This is a genomic window from Phytohabitans sp. LJ34 (genome assembly GCF_052068095.1).
Lineage (GTDB): Bacteria > Actinomycetota > Actinomycetes > Mycobacteriales > Micromonosporaceae > Phytohabitans.
Window position 1 is genome coordinate 245,868 of record NZ_JBQHDG010000004.1, and the last position, 22,001, is coordinate 267,868.

Consider the following 22,001-nt stretch of genomic DNA (forward strand, 5'->3'; position numbering starts at 1 on the left):
ATTGTCCTGGGATACCCACCCGCCGGCGTTGTCGGGACAGTCGCTACGTCGGACGGTGACGCGTGAAGATCCTGCTTTTGACCAACGTGGAAAGCCGTGACGGGACGGATGCCCTTCCCGCGCTTGATCTGTTGCCACACACCGTCCGGTCTGCCTTGCGGGACGTGCCGGCCGCTATCGACGACGGTCCGTCGCCGGACGTGGTGGTGGTCGACGCTCGCGGCCAGCTGGCCGAGGCGAAGGCGACCTGCCGGATGCTTCGAAGCACCGGGCTGAGCGCTGCGCTGATCGCCGTCGTAACCGAGGCGGGCCTGGTGGCCGTGTCGGCCGATTGGTGCCTGGACGATGTCATCCTGGGCACCGCCGGACCCGCGGAGGTCGACGCCCGCCTGCGGTTGGCGGTGAGCCGCCTCGCCGTCACGGACCGGGCAGACGGTAACGCGACCGGCTACGGCGATCTGGTCATCGACTCGGACACGTACGCGGCGAGGTTGCGGGGCGAGCTACTCAGCCTGACCTACAAGGAGTTCGAGCTGCTCAAGTACCTTGCCCAGCATCCCGGCCGGGTGTTCACGCGGGAGCAGCTGCTGCGCGAGGTGTGGGGCTACGACTACTTCGGCGGTACCCGCACCGTCGACGTGCACGTGCGGCGGCTGCGAGCCAAGCTCGGCCCCTCCCACGAGGCGATGATCGGCACGGTCCGCCAGGTTGGCTACAAGTTCGTCACCCAGCCCGCACAGACCGCGGCGGCAACAGATCCCGTCGGTATCGCCGCGATGGCGCCGCCCCAACCAGAGCAGGCGGGCAGGCCCCGGGCCGCTGACCACATCCGCGTTCCCTAAAAGGGATCCGGCCACCACCGACGCCGTCGCCCACGGTGGACGGCACGCTGGGATCGTTGCTTCGACGCGGTCAGCCGGTGCTGTTCGGCACTGAAGCGCTCCGGCTTCCCTGCACGAGGTGGCAGGGCTGATCGCGTGTTTGGTGGACGTCCATCGGGTGTCCCTACAGTGGGGTGGCCTGCCGGCCGGGCAGGCGTTCTTCGGTGGGTGGTGTTCATGGACGTGGGCCGTGCGGTGCGCTCGTTGCTGGAGTCTGCTACCGGCGCCGGCGTGCAGGAGCTGCCTGGCCTGGTGATGCGGCTGGCGCCGGCCCTGGAGGCGGCCACCGTGCTCGTCTACGTCGTGGACTACACGCAGACCCGGCTGGTCCCGCTGCCTATCGCTGACCGTGCGGGCGGTGAGGCCTTGTCGGTGGATGGCAGCGTGGCGGGACGGGCCTTCGCCACCGAACAGGTCCAGGAGCAGGGCGGGCAGGCGTGCCGGCTGTGGGTGCCGCTGGTGCACGGCTGTGACCGGCTCGGTGTTCTGGAGGTCACGACCGCCCAGCCCGCTTCGCCGCACACCCGGGACGCGGCCGAGCAGGTCGCCGCAGCCGTGACCCAGCTCCTGATCAGCCGTCGCTTCACCAGCGACCTGATCGAACGGGTACGCCGGCGCGAGCCGATGCAGGTGGCGGCGGAGATCATGTGGGGCCTGCTGCCGCCGTTGAGTTTCGCTACCGACCAGGTTGTGGTCGCCGGCGTCCTGGAGCCGTGTTTCGATATCGGCGGGGACGCGTTCGACTACGCCATCAACGGTGATCTGCTCTCGTTCGCCGTGTTCGACGCCGTCGGGCACGGCACCCCGGCCAGCCTGCTCGGCACCCTGGCCATTGGGGCGTACCGCAACGCACGGCGGTGCGGCCTGGACCTCGCCGATACGGCACGCAGCGTGGACAAACATCTGCGCGCACACCAGCACGGCGCGTTCGTCAGCGCGGTGCTGGCCGAGCTCGATTGCGCCACCGGCCAACTCCGGCTGATCATCGCCGGGCACCCGGCGCCGTTGCTGCTGCGGGACGGCAGGGTGATCAAAGTGTTGCCCGGTCCGACCGCGTTGCCGCTGGGTCTGTGGCACCTTTCGGACAATGACCCCCGGATCGAGGTGGAGGCACTGCACCCCGGCGACCAGGTACTTGCATACACCGATGGGGTGATCGAGGCCCGGACCGAGAACGGGGAATTGTTCGGACTGGACCGGCTCGTCGACTTCCTCACCCGTGCGCTGGCCGACCAGCTTCCCCTGCCCGAGACGATGCGCCGGCTGGTACATGCCATCCTGGCCTACCAACACGACCAACTCCAGGACGATGCCAGCGCGGTCGTCGTGCAGTGGCGCACACCCCGCAACAGCTAGCCCTGGACTGTCGCCCTCAGCGCTAGCTTCTCCGCCGCCGACACCTACGACCGGCGCTCTGGAAATCGCTGGATCGCGCACCCACGCCTATACGTAGTCGCATTTCGGGTTCGGTCTCGACGTCAGGTCGATCATGTCGTTGAGCCTGTCCCGCGCGATCATCAGCTCGGCGATCTGCATGTTGATCCGGTCCCGCTCCGCTGCCAGCCGTTCCCGCGACTGCGGCGTGCTCACCTTGGCGTCAACGCACGGCAAGAGCTCCGCGATCGTCTTGCTGGCCAGTCCCGCGCCGTACAACTGCCGAATCAGCCGCACCCGGTTGACCGCCGCGTCCCCATAGAGCCGCTGCCCGCTCCGACTACGCGTCGAGGCCAGCAACCCCTGCTCCTCGTAGTAGCGCAGCGCCCGCACACTCACCTGCGTCCGGGTCGCCAGGTCCCCGATCCGCACAGTGACCCACCTCGCAATACTTGCCTCTGACGTCAACGTGAGGTTTTAGCGTAGCGGCATGCAGATCAACGGCACGAAAGCTCTCGTCACCGGCGCCAACCGCGGCCTCGGCAAGGCGTTCGCCGAGGCTCTCCTCGCCCGCGGCGCCGCAACGGTCTACGCCACCGCCCGCCGCCCCGACCGCATCGACGTCCCCGGTGTCATCCCCCTCCAGCTGGACATCACCGACCCGCCCTCCATCGAAGCCGCAGCAGCCGAGGTGGGCGACCTCGACGTCCTCATCAACAACGCCGGCATCTCCACGAACGCTCCCCTGCTCGGTCCCTCCACGGAAAACATCCGCCGCGAATTCGACACCAACTTTTGGGGCACCCTCAACGTCACCCGCGCCTTCGCCCCCAAACTCGCCGGCGGCGCCATCCTCAACGTCATCTCGGCGTTGAGCTGGTACACCTTCGCCCCCGCCAGCAACGGCTACGCCGCCTCCAAAGCCGCGGAATGGTCCCTCACCAACGGCATCAGACTCGAGCTGACCGACCAGAAAACTCAGGTCACCGCCCTGGCTCTGGCCATCGCCGACACCGACATGATGGCCGCCTACGACATCCCCAAACTCCCACCCCGCGAGGTAGTCGCCATGGCCCTGGACGGCTTGGAAGCGGGCAAACTCGAGGTGATCGCCGACACTCCCACCGCCAACGTCAAGGCCTCCCTGTCCCGCGACCCCGCCCTCTTCTACGCCGACATCGCCGGCGCCCTCTTCGGCTGACACCACACCTCTGATCCGCAGCAACATCCAGAGAGCCGGTGAGGGCTGTGTGTGGTCGACGCCTGTGGTCGAGGGCGGTGGTCACCGCGGCGACAGTTGGTTCGGGCGTCGTACCAGACCAGGGCGGTCTGGTCGTCGCCGAAGCGGTGCCCGCACGGCGTAGACAGCTGCATGCGGCCGGGTTACCGGCTGAGGAACCAGCCGGTCAACGCAATGCAGACCACCATCGCCGGCAGCGGTAGGAAGTAGAACAGCGGATCGAAGTCACCGTTCGGGGTCGCCCCGCCGAGCGTGTGCCGGAGCAGTCCGAGCAGGGCGGCGCATGCCGCGAGGACGAGCCTCGAGACGCGAGGCCGCCATGTGGTGCGCCATGGGTCCGTCGTCCGAAGGATGAAGGTCAGCACGCTACCGGCTAGCCAGCCGATGCCCAGGTATGGCAGTGGGTACCACCAGAGCGCGGAGGGTTCCAGAAGCAGGAACACCAGCGGGGTGGCGATGTCGAGAGTCGCGTACAGCAGGCTGCTGTAGCCGACGGCACCCAGCCACGTCTTGGGGTCCGGTAGTTGCACGAGGACAACCATCGCGACATGGTCTCAGATTTCCGCGGCAGCAGATCCGTCGCCCGCGGGATCACGGCAGTCTGCTCGCCCAGAGAGCCACGAAGCCGCTGCCTCGGCTTCCCTCGGCGGCAACTGTTTCACAAATCTACTCACCTCACGGAGTGCGTCAGTGTTTTCGACGTGGCCGAGTAGGGCGACGCCTACACGATCGTCGACGTCGACGGCGTGCTCGCGTAGCGCCCGTTCATAGGCACATGCCGCAGTTCGGGTCGGGATCGGAGTACACGACGAGCGGACGCGCCGGTATCTCGGCCGGCGGCACCAGCGACGCGACCAACTGGCCGGTGTCGCCGAGGACCCCCACCGCGAGGCAGGCGAGCCGGCCGTCAAGGGTGCGGTGCAGGCAGATGCCCGTGCCCGATGGAAACGCGTCGCTCGACGTACCCCAGTAGTCCGCGAACACGCGGAACGCGGTGGGTGCCGTCAACGACTCGTACCTCCGGAGCCCTGCCGGCGAGAGGGTGGCGTACATGCCGTATTTCACGATGGCGAATGTATTCGGCGACGTGCCGGCGCAGGGCTGGGCCCAGCCAGAAATCGCTATGCGAGTGTGGGTGGGCGGGCCCGGCTCCACGGTGACCGAGTACTCGGTGATCGCTCCGGTGGCACAGGACGACCACACCAGCCCGGGTGGGAGACCGTCGACGGGTGGGCGGGTGGCTGCGTTGGTGACTCCCGCGGGAACGGCGAGCTGAGCCGCCAGCACCGCCACGACGGCGAGCGACGCCAAGAGCAATCGACGCAGGCGGTGATCACGCGTCATAGCTCCCCCTCGTGGTCTGGCTGGGGCAGGGCGACGGCGTGCGCGGCGCCGAGAGCCAGGCCAAGCTGGAACCGGTTTTCCACACCAAGCCGGTCCATCAGGCGGCGCAGGATGTTGGCCACGGTCCGCGGGCTGATCAGCATGTCTCGCGCGGCGCTTGCATCGGTGTGTCCCTCGGCGAGCCGGGCCACCACGGCACGCTCTCGTGGATGGAGCGTCAGCCGCGCGGGAAGCGTCGGCGGGTCATCGGCCCGATGCCATTCCCGCTCGAACATCGCCACCAGCGCCGACACCATGGTTTCCTGCGCCACCTCCAGGTAGCCGCGCTCCGGGTTGTCCGGGGCGACCGGAAACACGGCCACCTTGCGGTCGACGATGATCAGCTTGGCCGGCACCCGACGGCTCATCCGGTAGGCGGGCTGGGGCGCTGCCGGAACGCTCGGAAAGCCGTCCGGGTCCACCGGCTGCACGCCCAGGACACGCATCTGGACTCCGCGTTCGAGCAGGGTCCGGTCCATCGGCGCGGCCGCCCGGCGCGTCTCCGCGTCGAAGGTCGGCTCGGGATGCATGGCGAGCTGCTCCTGGTGGGCCACCTCGGCCAGTCTCGCCAGCCGGGCGCGCGCGACCGCCCGGCTGGGCAGGTGACGCAGGTCGTCGCCGAGCGCTGTCGGCACGTCCGTCAGGAGCGCGAGAGGGCTGCTCGGGCGGCGGATCCCAGCGTTCGCCATGACATGCCGGACACGCATGCGCCGCAGCGTCTCGTTGACCTTGGCCGGTGGGCTGGCCCGCCAGACCGGCTCCTTCGCCACGGAGGGGAAGAAGGCCGTAGCCGCCTGGACCGACGCGAGCTCGTCGAGGGCGGTGGCCACCCGGCGACGTGGCATCCCCAGGTCGTGTTGAATCGCGCCGGGTGGCCGAGGCCCGTAACGGACGATGTACCTGTAGATCAGATCGGCATCTGGCGAACAACCGAAGCTGACCAGTGACGGGATAGATCCACCCGCAGCCGCCCCCATGGGCTGAGACATTGCCGTCACCTCCCCCGTGCCGGAAATACAACCAGATCATCGGCGACGGCGGTGCCGCTGTTATCGAATCGCGCCTTCATGATGCAAGATCCTGCAAGATCCGAATGCGGCTCCTGACGAGAAAAGATCTCTTTCCGCTTACTGCATCGCATCCTTCGCGATCTTGCAGGATTTTGGTGCCTTCCCGGCATTGCCGTTGATCGACCTGCTTCCAATCCCGGCCGCGACGTAATCATGTTCGGGTCGTCTTGGCACATGGCCCGTTGACCGCCATGGCCATTCCCATTCAGAAAGGTTTCACCATGAGGCGCTTGATCATTGCGGTGGCGATGGCACTGCTTCCCGTTGCCGGCATCGCCGTCGCGGCACAACCGGCTTCGGCCGACCCGGGCGGGTTCTGCAACAGTGGCCGTGTCTGCCTGTACGAGAACACCAACTACAACCGGAACGAGGGCAGTGCCGAGCACTGGATGAACTTCCTGACCAGCGACTCGTCCTTCAACAACAACGAGTGGCTGGACGAAAACCACGTGGCGACCGGTGACGGCATGAACGACGAAACGAGTTCCATGAGGAACGACCGTGGCTGCACCGCCGCGCTGTACCAGCACGCCGACTACAGCGGGGCTCGGACAAGCATCGCGCACGGTGGGGCATTCTCCAGCCTGAGCAGCCGGGACATTGGCGACAACCGAGGAAGCTCACTCAGGATCTTCTGCTGAGCACCAGGGTGCGGCCGCGGAGCCGACATCAGACGGCCGGCTCCGCGGTCGGACCGACCCTTTAGTCCGTCGACATCAAGGGGCGACGCGATGTGGAAAGCGCTCAAATTCGCCGGACTTTCCGTGGCCGCCCTGCTAATCGTCGGGCTAGCCCGGACAGACGCGAAAGGCCGCGACACTGACGACATTTGGTCGGACGCCGAACGCATCGTCCTGCCGTTCGACCAATACCGCCCCACCGCCGCGGAGCAGAACGTCGTCAACCGCGCGACGCACATCCTGGTAGACCGATGCTTGCATGCACGGGGCCGTCCGGACATCGCCGTGCCGGCCAGCCTGATCGGAGCCGTCGAGGCGATGCCGGACAACATCCGCCGATACGGCATCGTCGGCGAGCGCACGGCGCGCCGGTTCGGATACCACTTCCCCGCAGATCGAGACTCCGACGCGAGGGCCGCACATCTGGACGCCTGGCTGTCCAGCCTGGGCGGCGCCGAAAAAGCGGCGCTGTATGGCACCGCCACGCGCCCCGGTTGTCTGGACGACGCCGTCGCGGCGCTCTCACGCGGCGTGCCGGAGGTGGACACCAACATTCTCACCGAATTCGACTTCAGGTCTCTCGACCAATCTGAAGTCGATCCGAGAGTCATCGCTGCGGTCGCGTTCTGGCGACGGTGCATGAGCGAACGCGGACACCGTTACGAGGACCCGTACGACGCCGTCAGTGACCCCCGATGGGACCTCGACGCACCATATGTGTCCGAAGAGGAGTTCGCCACCGCGCTGGCCGACGCCGGATGCAAGAACAGGGTGGACCTCGTGCGGATCTGGGTCGCGGTAGAGACCGACATACAGCAGGGATTCATCGACGAGAACGGCGCTCGGTTCGCCGAGCTGGCCCGTGCCCACCGGGCAACACACGACAACGCGCTGAAGGCGATCGACGCTGCATCGCCAGCGGACTAAAGCCCATCTGATGGATCTTGTAGGTGCGGGGCGAGGTCCGGGGCGCCGCCGCCGGCGCGGCGCAGCAACGGCACCCGGTGAGGTTGACGTCGAGCACGTGCCGGAAACTCTCCGGGGGGCGCTCTCCTCGATCGTCGCCGAGCGGCTGAGGATGCCGGCGTTGTCCGCTGTCCCACGCCTGTAAGGGAGCCCATGCCGATGTCGTCCACAGCGGGCGAGCTCATTACCGAGTCGTTGGAGTACGACGGTGGGCGGCAGGTCACCGCCTACGTACCGGCGGCAGCGGCCGAGGCGGTCGTCTTCGCTGGCGACGGAGAACTGATCACGTCGTGGGGCAAGGATTTGGCGGCTGCCGATCTGCCGCCCACGATGATCATCGGCGCCCACCGCATCGAGGACGAAACACTGCGGCTGCACGAGTACTCACCGGGCCGTACCACGGCCGAATTCGCCTTCGATCCGCAACGGTTCGCGGCCCACGAGAAGTTTTTCGTCCAAGACGTCCGGCGATGGGCGGCGACCCGCCTGGCCGTCAGCCTGCCAGCCAGCCGAACCGCGGTGTTCGGTGTCTCCGTCGGTGCGGAACTCGCGCTGGCCATGGGGCTACGCCATCCCGACATCTACGGCACGGTCTTCTGCGCCTCACCCGGGGCAGGCTACCGACCGCCCGCCGCGCTACCCGGCCGGCTTCCGCGTACCTACCTCGTCGCCGGCACCGACGAACCGTTCTTCCTCACGAACGCCACCCGGTGGGCAGACGCGTTACGCGAGGTCGGTGGAGACGTTGTCATGACCGAACGGGCCGGCTCGCACGGCGACGCCTTCTGGAAACACGAGTTCCCGCTGATGGTGGCTTGGGCGTTCGGACACTGACCCAGGCGGCTCGTCCAGGTCGGCGCGGATCATTCGGACATCGAGCGGACCACCACCCGCTCGCTCGCGATGGCGCCAGCCGTGAGCCAGATCGGGTTGCGATGATGCCATTGTGGTGCCACTATGGCGCCATGGACTTGAGGCCGTACATCGACCAGCTGCGTACCGAGTTCGCCGTGGCCGCGGAGGGCGCCGACCCCGAAGGCCGGGCATTGGCCGAGCGGCTGGTCACGCAGTTGGAGGCGGCGACCCAGTTGACGTTGCTGGAGGCGCTGTCCGACGCGGCCGACGAGATCACCCGCGAGCTGGCCCCCGGGTCGGTCCACGTGCGACTACGGGGTCGGGAGCCCACGTTCGTGGTGGCACTGCCCTCCCCGCCGGACGAGGATCCGGCCGCGTCACCGGCCCTGGTGGCGGTGGCGGAGGGCGAGGACGGGGGCACCTCGAGGATCAACCTGCGCCTGCCCGACCACCTCAAGGCCAGCATCGAGCAGGCCGCCGGCCGGGCCGGGCTGTCCGTCAACGCGTGGCTCGTGCGGGCCGCCGCCGCGGCGGTCGAGGCCGGCGACCCGCGGCGACGGCCGCCGCGGCGTGCCGAGCCGGGCTCCGGCCAGCACTTCACCGGCTGGGCACGCTGACCGCACACCCCTCGCCGTATCCATCTGACCAGCAACGACATCCATCAGGCACATTTCGGGAGACCACCATGCCTGTTTTCGACACGCCAGAACCGATTGCCGTCCAGATCGACTTGCCGATCGGAGACGCGTGGATCACCGCGTCCGACCGTACCGACACCGTGGTGGAAGTGCGTCCGCGCAAAGCGTCGAACAAGGCCGACGTCAACGCCGCGGAGCAGACGGCCGTCGAGTACGCGGCGGGCCAGCTGACGATCAGGGCACCGAAGTCCTGGCGCCGATTCGCTCCCGGCAACAGCCCGTCGGTCGACGTCGTGATCGAGCTGCCCAGCGGATCGCGCATCCAGGCCGAGGCGTCGTGGGCGTCGTTTCGCTGCGAGGGGCGGCTCGGCGAGTGCCGGTTCAAGAGCGGAAGCGCCGTTCGGCTTGACCAGACCGGACCGCTGGAGGTCGACAGCAGCCACGGCGAGGTCGTGGTGCAGCAGGTCAGCGGCGCAGCCCGGGTCACGGCCTCCTCCGGCAAGGTGCGCCTCGGCGAGGTCGACGGCACCGTCGAGATCAAGAACTCGTCCGGCGACTGCTGGATCGGCCAGAGCACCGGGGACGTCCGGGTCAAGACCGCGTACGGCGACGTCACCGTCGACCGGGCGCTGGCCTCGGTGACCGCGCGCAGCAACCACGGCAGCGTCCGGATCGGTGAGGTCACGCGGGGATCGGTAGACGTGCAGACCGGCTACGGCGGTATCGAGATCGGTGTGCGCCCCGGCACCGCCGCGTGGCTCGAGCTCAGCTCCCGCCACGGCCGGGTGCACAACGCGCTCGAGACCACCGACGGGCCGGCCCAGGGCGACGACACCGTCGAGGTCCGGGCCAGCTCCAACTGGGGCGACATCATGATCCGCCGCGCCGCGTAAACCCGTTCGAGGAAACGAGGAACCCATGATCACCGTCACCGGGCTGCACAAGTCCTACCGCGACAAGGTGGTGCTCGCCGGCATCGACCTGCGAATCGCCGAAGGCACCATCTTCGCCCTGCTCGGCCCCAACGGCGCCGGCAAGACCACCACCGTGCAGATCCTGTCCACGCTGATCGGCGCCGACGGCGGCGAAGCCCGCATCCTGGGCCGCGACGTGGCCCGCGAACCCGACGCGGTACGCGCCCTGATCGGTGTCACCGGCCAGTTCTCCGCGGTCGACAACCTGCTCACCGGCCAGGAAAACCTCAACCTCATGGCCGACCTGCACCACCTGGACAAGCCGACCCGCCGCCGGCGCACCGCCGAGCTGCTCCAGCGGTTCGACCTGACACGGGAGGCCGGCAAGCCGGTGTCGACCTACTCCGGCGGCCTGCGCCGGCGGCTCGACCTCGCCATGACCCTGGTCGGCGATCCACGCGTCATCTTCCTCGACGAGCCGACGACCGGGCTCGACCCGCGCAGCCGCCGCGGCATGTGGGACGTCATCCGTGACCTGGCCGCCGCCGGCATCACCATCTTCCTCACCACGCAGTACCTGGAAGAGGCCGACCAGCTCGCCGACCACATCGCGCTCCTCGACCACGGACGTCTGGTGGCCCAGGGCACCCCCGACGAGCTCAAGCGCCGGGTCCCCGGCGGCCACGTCCGCCTCCAGTTCGCGGACGCCGACGAGTTCCAGTTCGCGTCCCAGGCCCTCGACGCACCGGTACGGGACGAGGCGGCCCTGGCCATCCAGGTGCCCCACGACGGCAGCGTGCGGTCCCTGCGCGCTCTGCTCGACCAGCTCGACCACGCATCCGTCGAAGCCGTCAGCCTGTCGGTGCACCAGCCCGACCTCGACGACGTATTCCTCGCCCTCACCGGCCAGCCCGACCGTGAAAGGACCACCGTGCGATGACCACCCTCACGCTCGCCGTCCGCGACTCCGGCACCATGCTGCGGCGCAACCTCCGGCACATGCGCCGCTACCCGTCCCTGACGTTCATGTTGGTCGGCATGCCGGTCGTGTTCCTGTTGCTGTTCGTCTACGTCTTCGGCGGCACGCTCGGCAACGGGCTCGGCGGAGCCTCCGGGGGCCGCGAGGCTTACGCCAACTACGTCGTGCCCGGCATCCTGTTGATGGCGGTGGCCGGGACGGCGCAGGGCACCGCGATAACAGTCGCCATGGACATGACCGAGGGCATCATCGCCCGGTTCCGTACGATGGCGATCTTCCGCCCGTCGGTGCTGACCGGCCACGTCCTCGGCGCCGTCATCCAGACCATGCTCGGCCTGGCGATCGTCGTCGGCGTCGCGCTGCTGGTCGGCTTCCGCCCCGACGCCAACCCGATCGAGTGGCTCGCCGCGGCCGCCGTGCTGGCCATGATCGCGTTCGCGCTCACCTGGCTGTCCGTCGCTCTGGGCCTGTTCGCCAAGACCGTCGAGTCGGCCAGCAACCTGCCCATGCCGCTGGTGCTCCTGCCGTTCCTCGGCAGCGGCTTCGTGCCCACCGACTCGATGCCCACCGCGGTGCGCTGGTTCGCCGAGTACCAGCCGTTCACCCCGATCATGGAAACCCTGCGCGGGCTGCTGCTCGGCACCGGCATCGGCAACAACGCCATCGCCGCGGCCGCGTGGTGCACCGCCATCACTGTGGTCGCCTTCTGGTGGGCCAAGAGGCTGTACAACCGCAACACCGCGCGCTGACCGCTGAGCCGCGGCCTACGCGGTCAGGGCTCCTGTTGGGCCGGCCGCGCCGCGAGGTGCAGGCGGTAGCCCATGCCCGGACCGGGATCCGGGTCATCGCAGGTTCTCCTGTTCGGTCGCGGGCCGCCGGCGCAGGCGTTCGACAATCGCCCGGTCGGCGACCTCGGCCGCTTCGGCCTCGGTGGCCGCGTCGCCGGCTGTGTTCCCGCTAGCCTCGGCTGACGGCAGGGTGAGGATCATGGTGAGGCCGCCGCCGGGCGTGGTGTCGGGCGCCAGGGTGCCGCCCATCGCCTCGGCCAGGCCGCGGGACAGGGCCAGACCGAGGCCGACGCCGCTGTGGTTGTCCCGGTCGCCGAGTCGTTGGAACGGCTGGAACATGTGCTCGCGGGCGCCTTCGGGGATGCCGGGACCATGGTCGATGACGCGTAGCTGCACCGTCCCGGCGTGTTCGCTGGCGGTGATCTGCGGGGGGTCATCGGGTGGGCTGAACCGCAGGGCGTTGCCGATGACGTTGACCAGGACGCGTTCGAGTAGTGCCGGGTCGACGTGGACCGCGGGCAGCTCGGGTGGGATGCGTACGCGGACGGCACGGGCGTGCGGGCCGAGCTCGTCCAGCGCCCGGGGCACGGCCTCCTCGACGCCGATCTCGGTGAGCGCGAGGCCGAGAACGCCGGCCTGGAGGCGGCTCATGTCCAGCAGGTTGGCGACGAGGCGCCCGAGCTTGTCCAGGGACTCGTCGGCGGTGGCGAGCAGCTCGTCGCGGTCGTCGTCGGAGAAGGCGACGTCGTGGCTGCGCAGGCTTGTCACGGCCGCCTTGGCGGAGGCGAGCGGGGTACGCAGGTCGTGGCTGACGGCGGCGAGCAGCGCGGTGCGCATCTTGTCCGCCTCCGCGAGGGGCCGGGCGCTGGCAGCCTCCTGGGCGAGGCGTTCCTGGCGCAGCGCGAGGGCGGCCTGGGCGGCGAACGCCTCGACGACGCGCCGGTCGGCGGCGGGCAGCGGATGCCCGCGCAGCACGAGGGCCAGGTCGTCGTCGATGGGTACGTCGGTGCCGCCTTCGCCGGGTGCGGCGCAGGGCTTGCCGCCGACGGTGGCCGCGATGCGCCAGGACTGCGGGTCGTGCGGCCGGTCCGGGCTGGGTGGTGCGTCGGGGCGGCGTTCGAGCAGGGTGACTGATTCCAGGCCGAAGGTCTCGCGGAGCCGTTCGAGCAGGGCGGGCAAGGGCCGGTCGCCGCGCAGCACGCTGCCGGCGACGGTAGCGAGGGTGGAGGCGTCCGCGCTGGCCTGGGCGGCTTCCCGGGTACGCCGGGCGGCGGTATCCACCACAGCGCTGACCGCGACCGCGACGACCAGGAAGACGACCAGGGACAGCAGGTTTTCGGTCTCGGCGATGGTGAACTGGTGGATCGGAGCTGTGAAGAAGTAGTTGAGCAGCAGTGACCCGGCCAGCGCCGTGAGCAGCGCCGGCCACATCCCGCCGACCAGCGCGACCAGGATGACCCAGGCCAGGTAGAAGAGGATGTCGCTGGCGAGCGCGAGGTCGCCGCGCAGTAGGTGAAGCATCAGCGTCAGCAGCGGCAACCCGAAGACCGCGAGCGCGAAGCCCGCGATCCGCCGCGGCCGGGACAGTGCGGCCTGCCCGGTGAGCACCGGCCGGCGGCGGCCCTGGCCGATCTGCTCGTGGGTGACCAGGTGCACGTCGATCGGCCCGGACCGGGCGGTGGTGCTCACCCCGATGCCGGCGGCGAAGATCTGGGCGAGCCGGCCGCGGCGGCTGGCGCCGAGCACGAGCTGGGTGGCGTTGACGCCGCGGGCGAAGTCCAGCAGGGCTTGCGGGACGTCGGCGCCGATCACCTGGTGGTAGGTGCCGCCCAGGCTCTCCACCAGCAGCCGCTGTTTCGCCAGTAGCGCCGGGTCGGCGCCGGCCAGCCCGTCCGAGCGGGCCACGTGCACGGCGAGCAGCTCGGCACCCTTGCTGCGGGCGGCGATCCGCGCGGCCCGGCGCACGAGCGTGTCGCCCTCCGGGCCGCCGGTGAGCGCGACCACGACCCGCTCCCGGGTCTCCCAGGTGCCGCCGATCCGGTTGTCGGCGCGGTACCGGTCGAGCTGCTCGTCGACCTTGTCGGCCAGCCACAGCAGGGCCAGCTCGCGCAGCGCGGTGAGGTTGCCGACCCGGAAGTAGTTGCCCAGCGCGGCGTCGATCTTCTCCGGCTTGTACACGTTGCCGTGCGCCATCCGCCGCCGCAGCGCCTCCGGCGTCATGTCGACCAGCTCGACCTGGTCGGCAGCGCGCACCACCGCGTCCGGCACGGTCTCCCGCTGTACGACGCCGGTGATCTGCTGAACGACGTCGTTGAGCGACTCAAGGTGCTGGATGTTCACGGTGGACAGCACGGTGATCCCGGCCGCGAGCAGCTCCTGGACGTCCTGCCACCGCTTGGTGTTGCGGGAGCCGGGCACGTTGGTGTGCGCGAGCTCGTCGACGATCGCGACCTCGGGGCGGCGGGCCAGGATCGCGTCGACGTCCATCTCCTCGAAGGTCGTGCCCCGATAGCTCACCTGCCTGCGCGGTACCACCTCGAGGTCGCCGACCATCCGCGCGGTGTGCGTGCGGCCGTGCGTCTCCACGAACCCGACCACGACGTCGGTGCCCCGGCCCTTGCGGCGGTGGGCCTCCTCCAGCATGGTGAAGGTCTTGCCCACCCCGGGCGCGGCGCCGAGGTAGACGCGCAACTGGCCACGTGCCATGACTCGATCTTCCTCCGCTACCGGGGGAACTCGCGGTCGAGGGCCAGGTTGAGCTCCAGGACGTTGACTCCCGGCTCGCCCATGAAGCCCAGCGCCCGCCCGTCGGTGTACTCCTCGACCAGCCGCTGGACGGTTGCGGTGTCGGTGCCCCGCTCGCGCGCGATCCTGGGTGCCTGGAGCCGCGCGTACGCCAGGCTGATGTGCGGGTCGAGGCCGCTGCCGCTGGCGGTGACCGCGTCGGCGGGAACTGCGGGCTTGCTCGGTGCGTCGCCGCGGACCGGGACGATCACGGCGCCTTCGGCGCGGTAGTCGATGCCGACCTGTGCGCTCTGCACCGGTACCCCTTCGTAGGCGGAGATGAACGGCATGCCCGTCTGGTTGACGCTGACCACGCGGGTGATCGGGCCGGTGAGCCCGTCGCGGTGGAAGACGGCCAGCACCGCGCCGACTCCATCCGGGGTGCAGTAGGGCCGGCGGCCGTCGACGCCTTCCAGTTGCCCGATGGCGAGGCTGCGCGCGCAGACCTGGGTCAGCAGGCTCTGCGTCGCGTCGTCCGGGTTGGCGGCGAGCGTGTCGACGATGCTTTCCGGGCCGAGGTTGCTGGCCGACGTCGCGGTCGGGTCGTAGCCGTCGCCGGCGGCCGAGGGCCGGGACTGGAAGTACACCGGGATGGGGTTGCCGTCCGCGTCCGTGAACGCCTGGCCGATGAGCTTGCTGCCGACCCTCTGGCCGGCGGCGTTTTCGACCAGCGAGCCCTTGGCGTTGTCCCGCAGCCCGGGCAGCTGCGCGACCGCCACCATGGCCAGCGGATAGGCGAGTCCTAACAGGACGGTGAAGACGAGCAGCGCGCGGAGCGCGGCGATGTGCTGGGTGAGCCAGCCGGGTAGGCGCATCACGAGATCCCTGGGACGAACTGGATGAGAAGGTCGATGAGTTTGATGCCGACGAACGGGACGATCACGCCGCCGAGGCCGTAGATCCACAGGTTGCGGGTCAACAGCTTCGATGCGCTGGACGGCCGGTACCGCACGCCGCGCAGGGCGAGCGGGATCAGCGCGATGATGACGAGGGCGTTGAAGATGACCGCGGACAAAATCGCCGAGGGCGGCGAGTGCAGCCGCATCACGTTCACGCCGTCCAGCGACGGGTACACGGCCGCGAACATCGCCGGGATGATCGCGAAGTACTTCGCGATGTCGTTGGCGATGGAGAACGTGGTGAGCGCGCCGCGGGTGATCAGCAGCTGCTTGCCGATCTCCACGATCTCGATCAGCTTGGTGGGGTCGGAGTCGAGGTCGACCATGTTGCCGGCCTCCTTGGCGGCCGACGTGCCGGTGTTCATCGCCACGCCCACGTCCGCCTGAGCCAGCGCGGGCGCGTCGTTGGTGCCGTCGCCTGTCATCGCGACCAGCCGGCCGCCCTCCTGCTCCTTGCGGATCAAGGCCATCTTGTCTTCGGGCTTCGCCTCGGCGAGGAAGTCGTCCACGCCGGCCTCGTCGGCGATCGCCTTGGCGGTGAGCGGGTTGTCACCCGTGATCATCACGGTGCGGATGCCCATCCGGCGCATCTCGTCGAAGCGCTCGCGCATGCCGGCCTTGACCACGTCCTTGAGGTGGATCACGCCGAGGGTGCGCGCGGTGGTGCCGCTCGGGCCGGTGACGCACTCAGCGACCACCAGCGGCGTGCCGCCGGTGGCGGAGATCCCGTCGACGATGGGACCCACCTCGTCAGTGGGGTGGCCGCCGCTGTCCCGTACCCATTTCATCACCGCGGCCGCGGCGCCCTTGCGGATCCGGCGGATCCGGCCGTCCTCGGTCAGGTCCACACCGGACATCCGGGTCTGCGCGGTGAACGGCACGAACTGCGCGTGCGGGATGATCCCGTCGTCCCGGGCCCGCAGCCCGTATGCAGTCTTGGCCAGCACGACCACCGAGCGGCCCTCGGGGGTCTCGTCGGCCAGGCTGGACAGCTGCGCCGCGTCCGCGACGCCGGCGGCGGTGACCCCGTCGACCGGGAGAAACTCGCTGGCCTGCCGGTTGCCCAGCGTGATCGTGCCGGTCTTGTCCAGCAGCAGGGTGTTGACGTCGCCGGCGGCCTCGACCGCGCGCCCGCTCAGGGCGAGTACGTTGCGCTGGACGAGGCGGTCCATGCCGGCGATGCCGATCGCGGACAGCAGCGCTCCGATCGTCGTGGGGATCAGGCAGACCAGCAGCGAGGCGAGCACGATGCCGGTGACGCCGTCGCCGTTGATCGCCTGGGTGTCCGGCGCGGCGGCCTGGAAGCCCTTCGCGAAGATGGCCATCGGCTGTAGCGTCACCACGGACAGCAGGAAGATGATCGTCAGCGCGGCGAGCAGGATGTTCAGCGCGATCTCGTTCGGCGTCTTCTGCCGGTTGGCGCCCTCGACGAGGGCGATCATCCGGTCGATAAAGCTCTCCCCCGGTTTCTGGGTGATCTTCACGACGATCCGGTCGGACAGCACCTTCGTGCCGCCGGTGACCGCGCTGCGGTCGCCGCCGGACTCCCGGATCACCGGCGCCGACTCGCCGGTGATCGCCGACTCGTCGACGCTGGCGATGCCCTCGACGACATCGCCGTCTCCGGGGATCACGTCGCCGGCCTCACAGACCACGATGTCGCCCTGCGCGAGGTCGACGGCGTCGACGCTTTCCTCGCGGACGCCGTCGGTCCCCCACCCGACCAGCCGGCGGGCGACCGCGTCCTGCTTGGCTTTGCGCAGGCTCGCGGCCTGGGCCTTGCCGCGGCCTTCGGCGACAGCCTCGGCCAGGTTGGCGAAGACCACGGTGAGCCACAGCCACACGGTGATCAGCCAGCCGAACACGGACGGGTCGGTGATCGCCAGGACGGTGGTGAACACCGCGCCGACCTCGACGATCAACATGACCGGGTTGCGCCAGAGCGTGCGCGGGTCGAGCTTGCGCAAAGCGTCCGGTGTGGAGCGCCACAGCTGCGTGGGGTCGAGCAGGCCACCGCCCACCGGCTTGGCCCGCTGGACCGGCGCCGGCGCCTCGGTTGTCACTGACGTGACGGTCATTTCAGACTTTCCTTTATCTCAGAGACCCTCGGCCAGCGGGCCGAGCGCGAGGGCGGGCAGGAACGTGAGCGCGACGAGAATGACGGTCACGCCGGCGACCATGCCGACGAACAGCGGCCGGTGCGTGGGCAGCGTCCCGGCCGACTCGGGTACCGGCTGCTGTCTGGCCAGGGAGCCGGCCAGGCCGAGCACCAGGACGATCGGCAGAAACCGGCCCAGCAGCATCGCCAGCCCGAGGGCGGTGTTCCACCAGGCGGTGTTGACGGTGATGCCGGCGAACGCCGAGCCGTTGTTGTTGGCCGCCGAGGTGAACGCATAGAGCACCTCGGAGAAGCCGTGCGGGCCCACGTTGAGCGCGGTCTCGTGGTTCTTCGTCGCCATCGCCGCCGCGGTGCCGATCAGGACCAGCGTCGGGGTGATCAGGAAGTACAGCGACGCGAACTTGATCTCGCGGGCGCCGATCTTCTTGCCCAGGTACTCCGGCGTGCGACCGACCATCAGCCCGGCCACGAACACGGTGATCACAGCGAGCACGAGGATGCCGTACAGGCCGGCCCCGACCCCGCCGGGCGCGACCTCACCGAGCATCATGTTGATCATCGGCATCATGCCGCCCAGCGACGTGTACGAGTCGTGGAAGGAGTTGACCGCGCCGGTCGAGGTGAGGGTCGTGGCCGCGGCGAACGTCGCGGAGTTGGAGACGCCGAACCGGACGTCCTTGCCCTCCATGGCGGCACTCACCGCCTGCGGGACGGTGCCGTCGCCGGAGAGCTCGAAAGCGTTGGTCAGCGCGATGCTGGCGATCGCCAGGCTCGCCATCACCGCGAGGATCGCGTAGCCCTGCCGGTTCTGACCGACCATCCGGCCAAAGACCCGGGGCAGGCTGAACGGGATCACGAAGATGAGGAAAATCTCGATCCAGTTCGTCCACGTGGTGGGGTTCTCGAAGGGGTGAGCCGAGTTGGTGTTGTAGAAGCCGCCGCCGTTCGTGCCCAGCTCTTTGATCGCCTCCTGCGAGGCGACCGGGCCGCCGGTGATGTGCTGGGCCGCACCGCCGAGCGTGGTGACGTCGGTGCCACCGGACAGGTTCTGCACCGCACCGCCGATGATCAGCGCGATCGCGGCGAGCACACTGATCGGCAGCAGGACGCGGATGGTGATCCGGGTCAGGTCGACCCAGAAGTTGCCCAGTTGATCGGTCCGGTGGCGGGCGAAGCCGCGCACCAGCGCGATCGCGACCGCGATCCCGACCGAGGCGGAGACGAAGTTCTGCACCGCCAGGCCGGCCATCTGCACCAGGTGGCCCATCGTGGACTCACCGGAGTACCACTGCCAGTTGGTGTTGGTCACGAACGACACCGCGGTGTTCCACGCGCCGTGGGTCATCACGTTGTCGAAGCCCAGCGACAGCGGCAGGTAGCTCTGTAGACGCAGGAACGCGTACAGGAACAGGATGCTCACCGCGGAGAAGGCCAGCACGCTGCGGGCGTACACGCCCCAGGTCTGCTCGCCGTTCGGGTTGACGCCGACCAGGCGGTAGATGCCCCGCTCGACGGCGGAGTGCTTCGTGCCGGAGACGACCCGGTACATGTAGTCACCCAGGAAGCGGTAGGCCACGGCGAGGGCGGCGATCAGGGTGGTGACGAAGATGAGGCCCATCAGAACCGTTCCGGGAAGAGCAGGGCCGCGACCAGGAAGATCGCCAGGCCGGCGGAAATGATCAGACCGATCAGGTTGACGGCGTTCACAGCCGCTCCACCGCCCGTACGACCAGGGCGAGGAGCGCGAAGAGCCCCACCGTCAACAGCACCAGGGCCACGTCAGCCACCGTGCTTCTCCTTCGTACTCCTGTTTGGATGCCCGACCACGTTGGTCGAGCTCTTCATCGAGGGCCCGGTGTGTCCGGGAGTCGGCGGATCCACCGCCGCCCGAGGCCCAACCCGACCACCAGGGAAAACGGTCAAATCCACACATGCTGGTTGTACCGTCCCAGGTAAGGTCGCCGAAGCGGTTCACCAGAAACCCGTCGAACAGCAGGCAGCCGAGTCCGGCCGTGACAAGCGCGGCCCAGGTGTCGGCCACGAGCGCGGCATACCCGCCGACCGCGAGCACGATCGCGAGCAGTCGCCCGGTCGCGTCGCTGTCCGGAAACAGCGTCGCGGCGGCCATCGCCGCGACGACCATCAGCGCAGCGCCAGCCGCCGCGTTGCTGCCCCGCCTCAGCGGACATTGCCTACTCCTGACCCTGGCCCGCGGTCGCCGTTCGACCGCGCCGGGCAAATACAAACGCGGGCCACGGCACGGCGACAGGGGCTTTGACGGGATCCATACGGACCGGCGGCGAATATTGACGCGCTCTTGACGCCGGCACGCGTACGGCGGCGGCAATCGGTCGGCCACACCCACGTGCACGCTCACCGCGGTGATCCGTCGCTGACCAATCCGGGTAACCCCGGCACGAGGAAACGTCTCGTTGAACATCAACGCCGGCTGCGACGTATCCGGGCCATGAACTTCCGTTTCGTGCTGCCACTGGTGACAGCTGTTCTGTCGATGGGTGTAGTCAGTCCCGTCTACGCCGGCCTACCGGCCAGCTACCACATTGTCAGCTCGCGGGCCGACTCGACAGGCGCCTCCTGGGTACTGACGGCGGACCCGGCCACGGCAACCGTAACCGTCGCGCCCGCCGCGTCGTCGTCTAGCTCCTTACAGCGGTGGCACCGCCGACAGCTTCCGGCTGGTCATCCCTTCGGCGGCTGGCAATTCGCCAATGTCGCCACCGGCTTGTGCCTGGCGGATCCGATGGATGAGTGGCCGCAGCGGCTGCGACTGTTGGATTGCACCTCCGCGGGCTACTTCACCGGATGGACAGGGCCCGCACCGCGGGACCCTGTGCCGTCGAGGTTGACGAGCACGCTCACCGGTCTGGTGGCGATGAGTGCCGCGGCGACGCCACCCGCGGTGGTGTCAGTGGTTTTGGCTCCGCCGCAGGACGCGGCTGCTGCTGGCGCAAACGCGATGTGGCGGCTGATTCCGGCACCGTAGCAACGGTAGGCCCGGGCACAGCCTCCTTGGCAGCGTCTCGGGCCACTATTCATATGCGCCGCAGGGGACGGCTGATACTCAAGGGATGAGGTTGGGTGTTTTCCCCGATTTGAAGCTCCGCCCGTGTGTGGATCCTGGCACTGGGCAGGAACGGCGGCCGGCGAACAGGACCTCGAGTCGACCATGTCAGGATCATTCATCCCACGAGCGTGCCGCCTGGAATGTGCGCGGCTGTGCACGTCAGCGGGTTTGGCTTCGGCGTATGCCGTGCATGCCGGTGAGCTGCTTGGGTTTTGCCGCAGGTCCCTGCGCGATTACGCGGCGGCTGAAGACGTGGTGCAAGAGGTGTTCATGCGGGCCTGGCGGCACTGCCACCGCTTCGAGCCCGGTGTTGCTAGTTTGCGTACGTGGCTTTTTGCGATCGCCCGTAACGCGGTCATCGACGTGGTGCGCGCGGGCAGACGACGGGCATGGCAACTGTTGGACCACCACGACCTGGGCCAGCTGCCTACGCCTGACCATGACCTCAACCAGTTGTTTGACTGGGAGTTGCTTGCCGCTGCCCTTGACCGGATTAGTGTAGACCATCGAACCATCATTGCTGGGTTTTATCTCCGCCAGCGCACGTATGAGGAGCTCGCCTCCGAATTGGGCATCCCGATGGGTACCGTGAAAAGCCGTCTCTACTACGCGTTGCGAACCCTGCGCGCAGCATTGGGTCAATAACCGGTGTGATCGGCATGGCCGGTGACCGCAACGCCCCGTCCGCGGCGCAGACCGAATGGGTGGTCCGGCCGAAGACCGGTCTCGGCCGTGCACGCCTCGACCATCCCACTCAACACGCTCACCGCCGACCGGGCGCGGGAAATGCGGTGCGGCGTGGCTCGTACGGTCGTGGATCCGACACCGGCCCGGCGACGACCGGCAGCTTGCCGGCAACTCGCGCCGCCAAGGTACCTCCCAGCGCCCCACGGCCCGCATCCTCGGGACGCGGCGGCGGGGCCTTTCCGCCGCGGACGTTGAGGGGGACATATGGCAACGATGGAGCGGCTGACCCGGCGTGAGTGGCAGGTCGCCGAGTTGGTGGCGGAGGGCCACACCAACCGGCAGATCGGCGGCCAACTTTTCCTGAGCGTGAAGACGGTGGAACGTCACCTGGCCCGGATCTTCGACAAGCTGGACATCACCGCCCGCGCGAAGCTCGCCGCGATGGTCGCCAGCGACCGGCTCTGAGATCGAGAGGTGGGCGGGGCGGAAAATGCTGCTGGAACGGCCGAGGGCGCTCGCGACCCGGCAGGCGGTCCTCTGGACGCTCCCGTGGAGAGAATCTCGCTGCGAGGATGGCTGGATGGCACAGGTCGTCTTCCTCAACGGCGCGTCGTCGGCCGGCAAGACCGGCCATCGCCGGCGCCGCATCAACGGCCGTA

23 protein-coding genes are annotated in these 22,001 nt (G+C 68.9%); 13 read left to right on the forward strand and 10 right to left on the reverse strand.

What is annotated here, in order from left to right; all coding sequences use genetic code 11:
- Window positions 1-62 precede the first annotated feature (62 nt).
- Together ACTMTJ_RS08865 and ACTMTJ_RS08870 are read left to right on the forward strand one after the other, a co-directional pair.
- Window positions 63-842: a winged helix-turn-helix transcriptional regulator gene (locus ACTMTJ_RS08865; protein WP_441215643.1), complete on the forward strand. Its 780-nt coding sequence runs from the start codon at window positions 63-65 to the stop codon at window positions 840-842.
- Window positions 843-1,136: 294 nt separating this feature from the next.
- Window positions 1,137-2,237 (forward strand): PP2C family protein-serine/threonine phosphatase, encoded by a 1,101-nt coding sequence (locus tag ACTMTJ_RS08870; protein ID WP_441215862.1) that lies wholly within the window; start codon window positions 1,137-1,139, stop codon window positions 2,235-2,237.
- Between the two features lie 87 nt (window positions 2,238-2,324).
- Here ACTMTJ_RS08870 and ACTMTJ_RS08875 read toward each other — a convergent pair whose 3' ends face one another.
- Complete coding sequence (locus ACTMTJ_RS08875) at window positions 2,325-2,687, reverse strand: MerR family transcriptional regulator (RefSeq protein ID WP_441215644.1); 363 nt, start codon at window positions 2,685-2,687, stop codon at window positions 2,325-2,327.
- A gap of 58 nt (window positions 2,688-2,745) precedes the next feature.
- Here ACTMTJ_RS08875 and ACTMTJ_RS08880 point away from each other — a divergent pair, with 58 nt between their 5' ends.
- Window positions 2,746-3,456, forward strand: a complete 711-nt coding sequence (locus ACTMTJ_RS08880) for an SDR family oxidoreductase (RefSeq protein ID WP_441215645.1) — start codon at window positions 2,746-2,748, stop codon at window positions 3,454-3,456.
- Window positions 3,457-3,638: 182 nt separating this feature from the next.
- On the opposite strand, the gene ACTMTJ_RS08885 is transcribed toward ACTMTJ_RS08880, so the two are convergent.
- The 3 genes from ACTMTJ_RS08885 to ACTMTJ_RS08895 form a co-directional block, all read right to left on the reverse strand.
- Window positions 3,639-4,037 (reverse strand): hypothetical protein, encoded by a 399-nt coding sequence (locus ACTMTJ_RS08885; RefSeq protein WP_441215646.1) that lies wholly within the window; start codon window positions 4,035-4,037, stop codon window positions 3,639-3,641.
- 223 nt (window positions 4,038-4,260) lie between these two features.
- Window positions 4,261-4,839, reverse strand: coding sequence for a hypothetical protein (locus ACTMTJ_RS08890; protein WP_441215647.1), 579 nt, complete (start codon window positions 4,837-4,839; stop codon window positions 4,261-4,263).
- Window positions 4,836-5,723 (reverse strand): helix-turn-helix transcriptional regulator, encoded by an 888-nt coding sequence (locus tag ACTMTJ_RS08895; RefSeq protein WP_441215648.1) that lies wholly within the window; start codon window positions 5,721-5,723, stop codon window positions 4,836-4,838. Before ACTMTJ_RS08895 ends, ACTMTJ_RS08890 begins: the two co-directional genes overlap by 4 nt.
- A 446-nt stretch (window positions 5,724-6,169) precedes the next feature.
- Between ACTMTJ_RS08895 and ACTMTJ_RS08900 the strand changes: the two genes are divergently transcribed.
- The 7 genes from ACTMTJ_RS08900 (at window position 6,170) to ACTMTJ_RS08930 (ending at window position 11,729) form a co-directional block, all read left to right on the forward strand.
- Complete coding sequence (locus ACTMTJ_RS08900; RefSeq protein WP_441215649.1) at window positions 6,170-6,589, forward strand: peptidase inhibitor family I36 protein; 420 nt, start codon at window positions 6,170-6,172, stop codon at window positions 6,587-6,589.
- 90 nt (window positions 6,590-6,679) lie between these two features.
- Window positions 6,680-7,555 carry a hypothetical protein gene (locus tag ACTMTJ_RS08905; protein ID WP_441215650.1) on the forward strand — a complete coding sequence of 292 codons (876 nt, stop codon included), beginning with the start codon at window positions 6,680-6,682 and terminating at the stop codon, window positions 7,553-7,555.
- A gap of 198 nt (window positions 7,556-7,753) precedes the next feature.
- Window positions 7,754-8,428, forward strand: coding sequence for an alpha/beta hydrolase (locus ACTMTJ_RS08910; RefSeq protein WP_441215651.1), 675 nt, complete (start codon window positions 7,754-7,756; stop codon window positions 8,426-8,428).
- 131 nt (window positions 8,429-8,559) lie between these two features.
- Window positions 8,560-9,066, forward strand: coding sequence for a hypothetical protein (locus tag ACTMTJ_RS08915; protein ID WP_441215652.1), 507 nt, complete (start codon window positions 8,560-8,562; stop codon window positions 9,064-9,066).
- A 68-nt stretch (window positions 9,067-9,134) separates the two neighbouring features.
- Window positions 9,135-9,980 (forward strand): DUF4097 family beta strand repeat-containing protein, encoded by an 846-nt coding sequence (locus tag ACTMTJ_RS08920; RefSeq protein ID WP_441215653.1) that lies wholly within the window; start codon window positions 9,135-9,137, stop codon window positions 9,978-9,980.
- Window positions 9,981-10,005: 25 nt separating this feature from the next.
- Window positions 10,006-10,941: an ATP-binding cassette domain-containing protein gene (locus ACTMTJ_RS08925; RefSeq protein ID WP_441215654.1), complete on the forward strand. Its 936-nt coding sequence runs from the start codon at window positions 10,006-10,008 to the stop codon at window positions 10,939-10,941.
- Window positions 10,938-11,729, forward strand: coding sequence for an ABC transporter permease (locus ACTMTJ_RS08930; protein WP_441215655.1), 792 nt, complete (start codon window positions 10,938-10,940; stop codon window positions 11,727-11,729). Before ACTMTJ_RS08925 ends, ACTMTJ_RS08930 begins: the two co-directional genes overlap by 4 nt.
- A gap of 93 nt (window positions 11,730-11,822) precedes the next feature.
- Here the strand turns inward: ACTMTJ_RS08930 and ACTMTJ_RS08935 are convergent, their stop codons facing one another.
- The 6 genes from ACTMTJ_RS08935 to ACTMTJ_RS08960 are packed head-to-tail and all read right to left on the reverse strand — an operon-like array spanning window position 11,823 to window position 19,713.
- Window positions 11,823-14,474 (reverse strand): DUF4118 domain-containing protein, encoded by a 2,652-nt coding sequence (locus tag ACTMTJ_RS08935; RefSeq protein ID WP_441215656.1) that lies wholly within the window; start codon window positions 14,472-14,474, stop codon window positions 11,823-11,825.
- Between the two features lie 17 nt (window positions 14,475-14,491).
- Complete coding sequence (locus tag ACTMTJ_RS08940) at window positions 14,492-15,367, reverse strand: potassium-transporting ATPase subunit C (protein ID WP_441215657.1); 876 nt, start codon at window positions 15,365-15,367, stop codon at window positions 14,492-14,494.
- Window positions 15,367-17,529 carry a potassium-transporting ATPase subunit KdpB gene (gene kdpB, locus ACTMTJ_RS08945; protein WP_441215658.1) on the reverse strand — a complete coding sequence of 721 codons (2,163 nt, stop codon included), beginning with the start codon at window positions 17,527-17,529 and terminating at the stop codon, window positions 15,367-15,369. The genes ACTMTJ_RS08940 and kdpB overlap by 1 nt, the downstream gene beginning before the upstream one ends.
- Before the next feature lie 18 nt (window positions 17,530-17,547).
- Window positions 17,548-19,188 (reverse strand): potassium-transporting ATPase subunit KdpA, encoded by a 1,641-nt coding sequence (gene kdpA, locus ACTMTJ_RS08950; protein WP_441215659.1) that lies wholly within the window; start codon window positions 19,186-19,188, stop codon window positions 17,548-17,550.
- On the reverse strand, window positions 19,188-19,277 hold the full coding sequence (kdpF, locus tag ACTMTJ_RS08955; protein ID WP_441215660.1) for a K(+)-transporting ATPase subunit F: 90 nt from the start codon (window positions 19,275-19,277) through the stop codon (window positions 19,188-19,190). The genes kdpA and kdpF overlap by 1 nt, the downstream gene beginning before the upstream one ends.
- A gap of 52 nt (window positions 19,278-19,329) precedes the next feature.
- On the reverse strand, window positions 19,330-19,713 hold the full coding sequence (locus ACTMTJ_RS08960) for a hypothetical protein (protein WP_441215661.1): 384 nt from the start codon (window positions 19,711-19,713) through the stop codon (window positions 19,330-19,332).
- 174 nt (window positions 19,714-19,887) lie between these two features.
- Between ACTMTJ_RS08960 and ACTMTJ_RS08965 the strand changes: the two genes are divergently transcribed.
- The 3 genes from ACTMTJ_RS08965 (at window position 19,888) to ACTMTJ_RS08975 (ending at window position 21,807) form a co-directional block, all read left to right on the forward strand.
- Window positions 19,888-20,574, forward strand: coding sequence for a hypothetical protein (locus ACTMTJ_RS08965; protein WP_441215662.1), 687 nt, complete (start codon window positions 19,888-19,890; stop codon window positions 20,572-20,574).
- Window positions 20,575-20,823: 249 nt separating this feature from the next.
- A complete protein-coding gene (locus ACTMTJ_RS08970) occupies window positions 20,824-21,300 on the forward strand; it encodes an RNA polymerase sigma factor (RefSeq protein WP_441215663.1) in 477 nt (158 codons plus the stop codon).
- 306 nt (window positions 21,301-21,606) lie between these two features.
- Window positions 21,607-21,807 carry a helix-turn-helix domain-containing protein gene (locus ACTMTJ_RS08975; RefSeq protein WP_441215664.1) on the forward strand — a complete coding sequence of 67 codons (201 nt, stop codon included), beginning with the start codon at window positions 21,607-21,609 and terminating at the stop codon, window positions 21,805-21,807.
- Window positions 21,808-22,001: the final 194 nt, after the last annotated feature.

Excerpts from the sequence above, each read along its gene's own strand:
- ACTMTJ_RS08870 (WP_441215862.1), top strand. The coding sequence starts at position 1,137 with ATGCGGCTGGCGCCGGCCCTGGAGGCGGCCACCGTGCTCGTCTACGTC.
- ACTMTJ_RS08880 (WP_441215645.1), top strand. The coding sequence starts at position 2,746 with ATGCAGATCAACGGCACGAAAGCTCTCGTCACCGGCGCCAACCGCGGC.
- ACTMTJ_RS08885 (WP_441215646.1), bottom strand. The coding sequence starts at position 4,037 with ATGGTTGTCCTCGTGCAACTACCGGACCCCAAGACGTGGCTGGGTGCC.
- ACTMTJ_RS08890 (WP_441215647.1), bottom strand. The coding sequence starts at position 4,839 with ATGACGCGTGATCACCGCCTGCGTCGATTGCTCTTGGCGTCGCTCGCC.
- ACTMTJ_RS08895 (WP_441215648.1), bottom strand. The coding sequence starts at position 5,723 with ATGCCACGTCGCCGGGTGGCCACCGCCCTCGACGAGCTCGCGTCGGTC.
- ACTMTJ_RS08900 (WP_441215649.1), top strand. The coding sequence starts at position 6,170 with ATGAGGCGCTTGATCATTGCGGTGGCGATGGCACTGCTTCCCGTTGCC.
- ACTMTJ_RS08905 (WP_441215650.1), top strand. The coding sequence starts at position 6,680 with ATGTGGAAAGCGCTCAAATTCGCCGGACTTTCCGTGGCCGCCCTGCTA.
- ACTMTJ_RS08910 (WP_441215651.1), top strand. The coding sequence starts at position 7,754 with ATGTCGTCCACAGCGGGCGAGCTCATTACCGAGTCGTTGGAGTACGAC.
- ACTMTJ_RS08915 (WP_441215652.1), top strand. The coding sequence starts at position 8,560 with ATGGACTTGAGGCCGTACATCGACCAGCTGCGTACCGAGTTCGCCGTG.
- ACTMTJ_RS08920 (WP_441215653.1), top strand. The coding sequence starts at position 9,135 with ATGCCTGTTTTCGACACGCCAGAACCGATTGCCGTCCAGATCGACTTG.
- ACTMTJ_RS08925 (WP_441215654.1), top strand. The coding sequence starts at position 10,006 with ATGATCACCGTCACCGGGCTGCACAAGTCCTACCGCGACAAGGTGGTG.
- ACTMTJ_RS08930 (WP_441215655.1), top strand. The coding sequence starts at position 10,938 with ATGACCACCCTCACGCTCGCCGTCCGCGACTCCGGCACCATGCTGCGG.
- ACTMTJ_RS08935 (WP_441215656.1), bottom strand. The coding sequence starts at position 14,474 with ATGGCACGTGGCCAGTTGCGCGTCTACCTCGGCGCCGCGCCCGGGGTG.
- ACTMTJ_RS08940 (WP_441215657.1), bottom strand. The coding sequence starts at position 15,367 with ATGCGCCTACCCGGCTGGCTCACCCAGCACATCGCCGCGCTCCGCGCG.
- kdpB (WP_441215658.1), bottom strand. The coding sequence starts at position 17,529 with ATGACCGTCACGTCAGTGACAACCGAGGCGCCGGCGCCGGTCCAGCGG.
- kdpA (WP_441215659.1), bottom strand. The coding sequence starts at position 19,188 with ATGGGCCTCATCTTCGTCACCACCCTGATCGCCGCCCTCGCCGTGGCC.
- ACTMTJ_RS08960 (WP_441215661.1), bottom strand. The coding sequence starts at position 19,713 with ATGGTCGTCGCGGCGATGGCCGCCGCGACGCTGTTTCCGGACAGCGAC.
- ACTMTJ_RS08975 (WP_441215664.1), top strand. The coding sequence starts at position 21,607 with ATGGCAACGATGGAGCGGCTGACCCGGCGTGAGTGGCAGGTCGCCGAG.